The following is an 8,654-nucleotide window of genomic DNA, read 5'->3' as shown; positions in this document are numbered from 1 at the left end:
AACGTCCCCTCCGCTGATCAGCGGAGGGGACGTTGCTGCGTAGGGCGGGTGACGTTACAAGGCTTTCAGTTCCTCGGTGACCGCGCTGACGGACTTCTTGGCGTCACCGAAGAGCATTGAGGTGTGGTCGGCGTAGAACAGCGGGTTGTCGATACCGGCGAAGCCGGAGTTCATCGAGCGTTTGAGCACGATGACGCTCTTGGCCTGGTCGACGTTGAGCACGGGCATTCCGTAGATAGGGCTGCTGGCGTCTTCCCGGGCGGCCGGGTTGGTGACGTCGTTGGCGCCGATCACCAGGGCGACATCGGTACGGGAGAATTCGCCGTTGATGTCGTCCATTTCCTTGAGCGCGTCGTAGGAGACCTCCGCCTCGGCCAGCAGCACGTTCATGTGACCGGGCATCCGGCCCGCGACCGGATGGATGGCGTACTTGACCTCGACACCCTTGGCCTCGAGCAGCGTGGCCATTTCTTTGACCGCGTGCTGCGCCTGGGCGACGGCCATGCCGTAGCCGGGCACCACGATGACCTGGTTGGCATACGCCATCTGGATCGCGGCGTCCGCCGCCGTAGTGGCCTTGGCCTGCTTCTGCTCGCCACCACTCGCGCCAGGAACCGCTCCGCCGCCACCGAACCCGCCCGCCACGATCGCGGGAATGGACCGGTTCATCGCCTTGGCCATCAGGTTGGTCAGGATGGTGCCGGACGCGCCGACGATCATGCCCGCCACGATCATGGCGGTGTTGTTCAACGCCAGACCCGCGGCCGCGGCCGACAACCCGGTCAGCGCGTTGAGCAGCGAGATCACCACGGGCATGTCGGCGCCACCGATCGGAAGCACCACCATCAGGCCCAGCACACCGGCCAAGGCGAGCACCGCGATCATCCACAGCTGGGACACGCCGGCGCCGGTCGCGCCGATCCCGATCACCACGGCCGCGGCGATGGCGCCCAGCAGCAGCAGGAGGTTCAGCGGTTGCTGGAGCTTGCCGAGACCGATCGGGCGACCGGGCAGGATCTCCTGCAACTTGCCGAACGCGATCAGCGAACCCCAGAACGACACCGAGCCGATGATCGCGGCGAAGAGCGAACCGATCACGATGTGCACGGTCGGCTCTTCCTCGAAATGCGAAAAGCCCTGACTGTTGAGAAATTCCGACCACGCGATCAACGCGACGGTGCCACCGCCGACGCCGTTGAATGCGGCCACCAGCTGCGGCATCGCGGTCATCTTGGTGAACTTCGCCGGCGGAATACCCAGCGCGATACCGACCACCAGGCCCGCGATGATCAGGATCCAGTTGCTGGTGTGCCGGATCGACATCAACGTCGCGAGCACGGCGATCACCATGCCCGCGGCGGCGATCAGATTGCCGCGCACCGCGGTCTTCGGACCGGTCAGACCCATGAGGCCGTAGATGAACATGCCGAAGGCCACGATGTAGAGACCGTTGACCAGATAGGTCACATTGTCGAAGGTATGCATCAGGCGGCTTCCTCGGGTCGCTTCGCGGGCTGCGCTCCCGTGGCCTTCTCAGCAGTGTGCTTCTTGGTTTTGAACATGCCGAGCATGCGGTCGGTGACCACGAAACCACCGATGACGTTCAGGGTCCCGAACACCACGGCGACGAACAGGATGATCTGCGTCAGAATCGACGGGTTCTGCACGTTGCCGAGCGTCACCAGCGCGCCGAGCACCACAATGCCGTGAATGGCGTTGGTGCCCGACATCAGCGGGGTGTGCAAGGTGTTGGGCACCTTGGAGATCACGGCGAACCCGACGAATCCGGAGAGCACCAGGATCGCGATGTTCGCGAGCAGTTCGGTGTACATCAGGCTTCTCCCTCGGTGTCAGCCGGTTCACGTTCACGGGTCACACAGGAGTCGGCGAGCACTTGATCGCTGAAGTCGGGCGCGAGTTTGCCGTCGACCAGCATCAGTTCCAACAGTGCGGCGATGTTCTTCGAGTAGAGCTCGCTGGCGTGCTCGGGCATGGTGGCGGGCAGGTTCAGCGGCGACGCGATGGTCACCTCGTGGCGAACCACGGTCTCGCCCGGCTCGGTGAGTTCACAGTTGCCGCCGGTCTCCCCGGCCAGATCGACGATCACGCTGCCGGGCCGCATGCCCTCCACCGCCGCGGCCGTCACCAGGCGCGGCGCGGGACGACCGGGCACCAGCGCGGTGGTGATCACCACGTCGAAGCCTTTGATCGCGTCCTCGAGCGCCTGCTGCTGCTGGGCCTTCTCCTCCTCGGTGAGCTCGCGGGCATAGCCGCCCTCACCCGCGGCATCGATACCGAGATCCAGCCACTGCGCACCCACCGAGCGCACCTGATCAGCGACCTCCGGTCGCACGTCATATCCGGTGGTCCGCCCGCCCAGCCGTTTGGCCGTAGCCAACGCCTGCAGACCAGCGACACCCACACCGAGCACCAGCACGGCGGCCGGCTTCACCGTGCCCGCCGCGGTGGTGAGCATCGGGAAGAACCGCGTCGACTCGGAGGCGGCCAGCAACACGGCCTTGTACCCGGCCACATTGGCCTGCGAGGACAGCGCGTCCATCACCTGCGCACGCGAGATACGCGGAATCGCCTCCACCGCGAAGGCCCGCACCCCGGCGGATTTCAGCGCGCCGATCTGATTGTCCGCGTTGCGCGGCGCGAGGAACCCGATCAAGGTCTGCCCGGACGACAGCTTCGCCACCTCGCCGTCACTCGGCGCAGCAACCTTCACCACCACCTCGGCCGACCACGGATCACCGATCGACGCGCCCGCCTCGACATAGGCGCTGTCCGGGATCAGCGCGCCCTGTCCAGCTCCGGACTCCACCACCACCTCGACGCCCTGCTTCACCAGGCTCGGAATGATCTTCGGCACCAATGCGACACGTCGTTCGCCCGCGTTGGACTCGCGAACGACTCCGACACGCGGGCCACGCGACGACGGATCGCCCACGCTCTGCGTTGTCTCCACTTGTCAGACTTCCTTCTCATGCTGAGCTTCAGGCAGCGGATAGTCGGCCAGGCGATATTACTTTAGAGTAAGTTTGTCCACTCTACCCGGCTCGCGGTGAGCGTAGCCGAGATGCCCGTCACACACGGCGGCCGAAATTGTCCGGATTCGGCGGATGCCCCCGAGTTGTCGCTGGCCTCAGCGCGGCCTCCTGAGCTGTGGTTTGTTCGTCCCACACGGTTCCGATGATGGTCGCCACAGCTGAACGCGACAAGGCCGAACGCCGAAGTTCCGCCGCCGCGTCGCGGGATCGCGCAGGTCAGACGGGCGGGCGCGGCGCGTGCCAGTGACCTGCGTCATGCCCACTCACGCGCTTGGGGTGTTCCGTTCCACTCAGCGGCCGTAGGGTCCAGCATGTGAGCGAATGCGTCTTCTGCCGGATCGCGGCCGGCGAGGCCCCGGCGGTGAAGGTCTACGAGGACGACACACTGTGCGCTTTCCTCGACATCCGGCCCATCGTCCGCGGGCACACGCTGGTGATCCCCAAGCGGCACGCCGCCGCGCTGGAGGATCTCGACGCCGAGCTCGGCGCACATGTCTTCCGGGCCGGACATCGACTCGCCCTGGCCATCCAGCGCAGCAGCCTCGCCGCCGACGGCGCCAATCTGGTACTCAACGACGGCACCGCGGCCTTCCAGACCGTCCCGCACGTCCACCTGCACGTGATCCCCCGCAGACACCGCGACACACTGAGACTCACCCTGGGATTCCTCCTGCGGCGCCCATACGACCCCATCGCCACCGCCACCGCCATCCGGGGTGGAATCGCCGCGCTGGACAACGAGGACAATCCGGGCGCAGGCCCGGACGAAGGAGCCGACGAATGATCGAGACGCTGGGCCGGACCGAGCAGATCGGCCTGCTGGCACAGCAGTGGGACGCGATCGAAACGCTGATCGCCGGACTCGACGAGGAGCGCTGGCGCACGCCGTCGCCACTGCCCGGCTGGACCGTGTTCGACATCGTCGCCCACATCATCGGCACCGAGTCGTGGCTGCTCGGCGAACGTCCACCCGCCCATGACCCGACCAGGGCCAAGACCGATGTGCGCACACTTCCGCATGTCCGCAACGACACCGCGGTGCTCAACGAGATCTGGGTGGACCGGCTGCGCCCGCTGCCCGGCGCCCGGCTGGCCGAGCTCTACCGTGACGTCATCGACCGCAGGCGTGCCGCGCTCGCCGCGATGGACGACATCGAATGGGACAAGGAGACCGTGTCGCCGATCGGCCAGGTGAGCTACGGCCGGTTCATGCGGGTGCGGCTGTTCGACTGCTGGATGCACGAACTCGACATCGCCGACGCACTCGACCTCCGGGTCGAGGAGGGTGGACCGCGCGGAGAGCTGGCCTTCGCCGAATTCGCGCGCAGCATCCCGCGCGTAGTGGTCAAGAAGGGCGAAGCGCCGGACGGCGCGCGGATCACGTTCACGTTGACCGGTCCGCTGGCCAGGGCGCTGCACATCCAGGTGGCGGGACGGGCCGGCTACGTGGACTCGTTCGACGAACCCGCCACGGTCGAAATCGGCATGACATCCGGACTCTTCGTCCGGCTCGGCTGCGGGCGGACCACCACCGAGGAGCACCTCGCCAACATCACCATCGAGGGCGATGTCGAACTCGGGCAGCGACTGACCCGCCATCTGGCCTTCACGATCTGAACAAAGGTGCGACTCTTTCTGTCCAGCTACCGTTTCGGGGCGCACTACGACCGGCTGGTCGCGCTCGCGGGTGCGCCGAGCCGGGTCGCGGTGATCGGCAATGCGTGCGACGCCTGGCCCGCGATGCGGGCTTCGGCCGTCACCAGCGATCTGGTGCCGCTCCGCGCACTCGGTTACACCCCCGAGGAACTCGACCTGCGCGACTATGTCGGCCGCACGGCGGATCTGGAGCGCCGACTGGCCGAATACCCACTCGTCTGGGTACGCGGCGGGAACACCTTCGTGCTGCGCGCCCAATTCGCGCGCAGCGGAGCGGATCTGGCGCTGGCCAGGCTGCTCGCTGACGATGCGCTGGCCTATGCGGGATACAGCGCGGGCGCGTGCGTCCTCACACCCGATCTGCACGGCCTCGACGCGGTCGACGATCCCGCCGAGGTCGAGCCCACCTGCGGCATCGAACCCCGGTGGGACGGAATCGGTCTGGTCCAGCGACGAATCGTGCCGCACATCGACTCCGCGACCGATCCGGCCGGCGCCGGCAATCGGCTGGCCGCCCGGTACCGGGCCGAGGGCGTCGAGCACTGGGCGCTCACCGACGACGACGCGATCGTCGTCGACGGCACGCACATCGAGGAGTTGATCGGTCCGGCAGCGCGGTGAACTCCAGCCGATCACGGACGCTGTCATCGCAGAAGCGATCGGCGGGCCCCGCCGCGATCAATCGTGCGTAGCCGGACCGGCGATTTCGGGGCTGGGACCGCACGTCATGTCGGGTGCGAATTCCGGCTCCCGCTCGGCCACGCGACCACGGAAGACCACCCAGCGCAGCGCGCCGTATATGAAGACGGCCTCGCAGGCTCCCGCCAGCAACCTGGACAGGTGGTACTCCACGCCGAGCGCGGTCAGCCCACTTCCGACGCCGAGAAGGAACGCGAAGTAATTGATCGCGATGACCACCAGGTACTTCGCGGCCTGCCTGCCGACCGGGGCGTGCGAGTGGAAGTTGAGGGTGCGGTTCAGCACGAAACTCACGGCGAGCGCGCACAGGTACGCCATGGTCACCGCGAGCCAGATCGGCAGCCCCCACCCGCCGCGAAAGAGGGTGAGCAGCGCCAGATCCACGCCGAAGGTGCCGCTGTTGATCAGCGCGAAACCCAGGAAGGTCGGGGGAACGAGACGATCCAGTCCGAAGGGCAGGTGCGCCACCACTGTCTCGCACCAGCGCGCGAACCGATCGGCGATCGGGTCGATGCTTCGCCGCGGCTCGTCCACGCGGACAGCGTGCCAGTGCCAGGTGTCCGTCAGATGAGCAGCCGGAGACCGAACGGTGCTGGGCCGATCCCCGATCCGCTACAGCGCCGCCTCGCCCGTCATCGGCGTTCACCGGGACCACGCTCGAGGGACCGGCGCACTATCGAGGCGAACGACGGCAAATCCTGCGAAGTGCGCCCGGTCGGCCGCACCACACGCTGACGCGAACAGCCTCGGCGAAAATCGGGCGCGGACGGCTACCGTGAAGGTCGTGGACCTGCATGACCTTATCGACAGCCTGCCCGACGGCGCGGTGCTCACCGACCCCGACCTGCTCGCGGGCTACCGGCAGGACTGGGCACGCGATCCGGACGCGGGCACGCCGCTCGCGGTGGTGCGCGCCACCGGCACCGCGGACGTCGCCGCCACTGTGCGCTGGGCAGCGGCGAACCGAGTCCCCGTTGTTCCGCGCGGCGCCGGGTCCGGACTGTCCGGCGGCTCGACCGCCGTCGACGGCGGCATCGTGCTGAGCACCGAGCGGATGCGCGCGATCACGGTGGATCCGGTCACCCGGACCGCGGTGGTGCAGCCGGGGCTGCTCAACGCGGAGGTCAAGCGCGCGGCTGCCGAACACGGACTGTGGTATCCACCGGACCCCTCGTCGTTCGAGATCTGCTCCATCGGTGGCAACGCCGCGACCAACGCGGGCGGCCTGTGTTGCGTGAAGTACGGCGTGACCACCGACTACGTCCTCGGTATGGAGGTAGTCCTCGCCGACGGGACCGTGGTGCGGCTGGGCGGGGCTCGCCTCAAGGACTCCGCGGGACTATCGCTGACCAAGCTGTTCGTCGGCAGCGAAGGCACCCTCGGCATCATCACCGAACTGACCTTGCGCCTGCTGCCCACCCAGCCCACGCAGAGCACCGTCGTCGCCGCCTTCGGCACACTCACCGCGGCCACCGAGGCGATCCTGGCGATCACCGGCGAACTGCGGCCCTCGATGCTCGAGTTCATGGATACGGTGTCGATCAACGCCGTCGAGGACGAGATGCGGATGGGATTGGATCGGGCGGCCGCGGCATTGCTGGTCGCGCGCTCGGACGCGCCGGGCGAATTCGCCCGACGCGAGGCCGAGATCATGGTGGCGGCCTGCGAGAAGGCGGGTGCGACCGAGGTATTCCACACCGAAGACCCCGAGGAAGGCGAAGCTTTCACCGCAGCGCGGCGTTTCGCGATTCCCGCGGTGGAGAAGCTGGGCACGCTACTGCTCGAGGATGTCGGCGTGCCGCTGCCGCGGCTCGGCGATCTGGTGACCGGCATCGCCGCGATCGCCGAACGCCATGCCGTGACGGTGTCGGTGATCGCGCACGCCGGCGACGGCAACACCCACCCACTGATCGTGCACGACCCGTCCGACGTGGACATGACCGTGCGAGCGCACCGCGCATTCGGCGAGATCATGGATCTGACCATCGCGCTCGGTGGCACCATCACCGGCGAACACGGCGTCGGGCGGTTGAAGAAAGCCTGGCTGCCCGATCAACTGGGCCCCGACGTCATGGCGTTGACCCGACGCATCAAGGACGCGCTCGACCCGAACGGCATCCTCAACCCCGGCGCGATCCTGTGATCGGCGCCACGGAACATTCCCCTTCGACAAGGAGTTCTACTCGATCATGACGACCAGGCTCGAGCACAACGACGCCGACACCCGTTTCGAGATCTACATCGACGACACCCTCGCCGGTTATGCCGACTACGCCGAACGCGAGGACCCGAAGGTCCGCGACTTCCATCACACGATGACCTTCCCCGAGTTCCGTGGCCGTGGCGTGGCCGCCCAGGTCGTCGAATACGCCCTTGCCGACTCCCGCAAGGCGGGCTATTCGATCATCCCCACCTGCTGGTACGTCGAGAAGTACGTCACCGAACACCGCGAATACGCCGATTTGGTCGCCTAGCCGCGCCACGAGCAGGTAACGATCGAGCCGGATTCGGGCGGGAACCCGAAGGCCTGTGTGATCTTGTTTCCGCGGATGCCGATGGCTGCCTGATGCCGAAATAGCCATCTATCTGCGCTTATGCTCTCAGGTTCAGCCGACGGTTGCGCGCGATTTCGGAGCGTACGACGGCTCGGCGGCGGTCTGGCTCAGCCGTCCGACCGAAAAAAATTGAACCAGTGCTGACATCAGCGACGTTTAACCTGGTTGAGACCCCGAAGTGGGAGGTGGCCATGTTGACACGTGCGTGGATTCGATGGGCGCTACTGCACGGCCTGCCGCGATCCTATCTCCGATTGTCGGCACGTCTGGGCGATCCGCTCGGGCAGATCGCTGTCGGTCAGGATGGCTTACTCGGCTCGTCGCCGTACATCGAACAGATCCGGCAGCGCGGGCGGTTACCCAAGATGTCGGGCGTGTACGTGACCACCGACCACGAAGTGTGCCGGCTGATTCTGCGAGACCGTCGCTTCAGCGTGGTCGCACCCAACCATCGAACCCTGCCGAAGCCGGTCCGCTGGGTGATGACCAAGACCGATCCGGGACTGCCCAATCTCGCGGAACCGCCCTCGATGCTGGTGACCGATCCACCGGAACACACCCAGTACCGCCGCCTGGTCGGGCAGGCATTCGGCCCCAAGGCCATCGCCACACTGCGGGAGCGGGTTGTCGAAGTCACCGATGACCTGCTCGAACGCCTCGGGTCGAAGCCTCGACCGGACATGATCAGCGA

At 66.9% G+C, this 8,654-nt stretch carries 8 protein-coding genes and 2 pseudogenes; 6 read left to right on the top strand and 4 right to left on the bottom strand.

Going from position 1 to position 8,654, the window contains the following annotated elements:
- Positions 1–54 precede the first annotated feature (54 nt).
- From AB0B25_RS31575 to AB0B25_RS31565, 3 genes are read right to left on the bottom strand one after another with little or no spacing between them, the layout of a single operon-like run.
- Positions 55–1,485 carry an NAD(P)(+) transhydrogenase (Re/Si-specific) subunit beta gene (locus AB0B25_RS31575; protein WP_357187375.1) on the bottom strand — a complete coding sequence of 477 codons (1,431 nt, stop codon included), beginning with the start codon at positions 1,483–1,485 and terminating at the stop codon, positions 55–57.
- Positions 1,485–1,832, bottom strand: coding sequence for an NAD(P) transhydrogenase subunit alpha (locus AB0B25_RS31570; protein WP_357187373.1), 348 nt, complete (start codon positions 1,830–1,832; stop codon positions 1,485–1,487). Before AB0B25_RS31570 ends, AB0B25_RS31575 begins: the two co-directional genes overlap by 1 nt.
- Positions 1,832–2,971, bottom strand: coding sequence for a Re/Si-specific NAD(P)(+) transhydrogenase subunit alpha (locus tag AB0B25_RS31565; RefSeq protein WP_357187370.1), 1,140 nt, complete (start codon positions 2,969–2,971; stop codon positions 1,832–1,834). The genes AB0B25_RS31570 and AB0B25_RS31565 overlap by 1 nt, the downstream gene beginning before the upstream one ends.
- A gap of 395 nt (positions 2,972–3,366) precedes the next feature.
- Here AB0B25_RS31565 and AB0B25_RS31560 point away from each other — a divergent pair, with 395 nt between their 5' ends.
- Genes AB0B25_RS31560 through AB0B25_RS31550 form a run of 3 tightly spaced genes read left to right on the top strand, consistent with a single transcriptional unit; the run spans position 3,367 to position 5,330 of the window.
- On the top strand, positions 3,367–3,837 hold the full coding sequence (locus AB0B25_RS31560) for an HIT family protein (RefSeq protein WP_357187368.1): 471 nt from the start codon (positions 3,367–3,369) through the stop codon (positions 3,835–3,837).
- Positions 3,834–4,670: a maleylpyruvate isomerase family mycothiol-dependent enzyme gene (locus AB0B25_RS31555; protein WP_357187364.1), complete on the top strand. Its 837-nt coding sequence runs from the start codon at positions 3,834–3,836 to the stop codon at positions 4,668–4,670. The genes AB0B25_RS31560 and AB0B25_RS31555 overlap by 4 nt, the downstream gene beginning before the upstream one ends.
- 6 nt (positions 4,671–4,676) lie before the next feature.
- Positions 4,677–5,330: a Type 1 glutamine amidotransferase-like domain-containing protein gene (locus tag AB0B25_RS31550; RefSeq protein WP_357187361.1), complete on the top strand. Its 654-nt coding sequence runs from the start codon at positions 4,677–4,679 to the stop codon at positions 5,328–5,330.
- A gap of 57 nt (positions 5,331–5,387) precedes the next feature.
- Here AB0B25_RS31550 and AB0B25_RS31545 read toward each other — a convergent pair whose 3' ends face one another.
- Entirely contained in the window at positions 5,388–5,942 is a 555-nt protein-coding gene (locus AB0B25_RS31545) for a GtrA family protein (RefSeq protein WP_357187358.1), read from the bottom strand.
- Between the two features lie 250 nt (positions 5,943–6,192).
- Between AB0B25_RS31545 and AB0B25_RS31540 the strand changes: the two genes are divergently transcribed.
- From AB0B25_RS31540 to AB0B25_RS31530, 3 genes and pseudogenes are all read left to right on the top strand, one after another.
- Positions 6,193–7,551, top strand: coding sequence for an FAD-linked oxidase C-terminal domain-containing protein (locus AB0B25_RS31540; RefSeq protein WP_357187355.1), 1,359 nt, complete (start codon positions 6,193–6,195; stop codon positions 7,549–7,551).
- A 37-nt stretch (positions 7,552–7,588) separates the two neighbouring features.
- Positions 7,589–7,882 (top strand): annotated as a pseudogene (locus AB0B25_RS31535) (GNAT family N-acetyltransferase); the annotation flags it as partial.
- A gap of 272 nt (positions 7,883–8,154) precedes the next feature.
- A pseudogene (locus tag AB0B25_RS31530) lies at positions 8,155–8,654 on the top strand (cytochrome P450); the annotation flags it as partial.

The sequence above is a fragment of the Nocardia sp. NPDC049190 genome (assembly GCF_040648115.1).
Lineage (GTDB): Bacteria > Actinomycetota > Actinomycetes > Mycobacteriales > Mycobacteriaceae > Nocardia.
The sequence above is the reverse complement of the archived record's forward strand: the minus strand, read 5'-3'. Positions and strand labels throughout refer to the sequence as shown.

Excerpts from the sequence above, each read along its gene's own strand:
- AB0B25_RS31575 (WP_357187375.1), bottom strand. The coding sequence starts at position 1,485 with ATGCATACCTTCGACAATGTGACCTATCTGGTCAACGGTCTCTACATC.
- AB0B25_RS31570 (WP_357187373.1), bottom strand. The coding sequence starts at position 1,832 with ATGTACACCGAACTGCTCGCGAACATCGCGATCCTGGTGCTCTCCGGA.
- AB0B25_RS31555 (WP_357187364.1), top strand. The coding sequence starts at position 3,834 with ATGATCGAGACGCTGGGCCGGACCGAGCAGATCGGCCTGCTGGCACAG.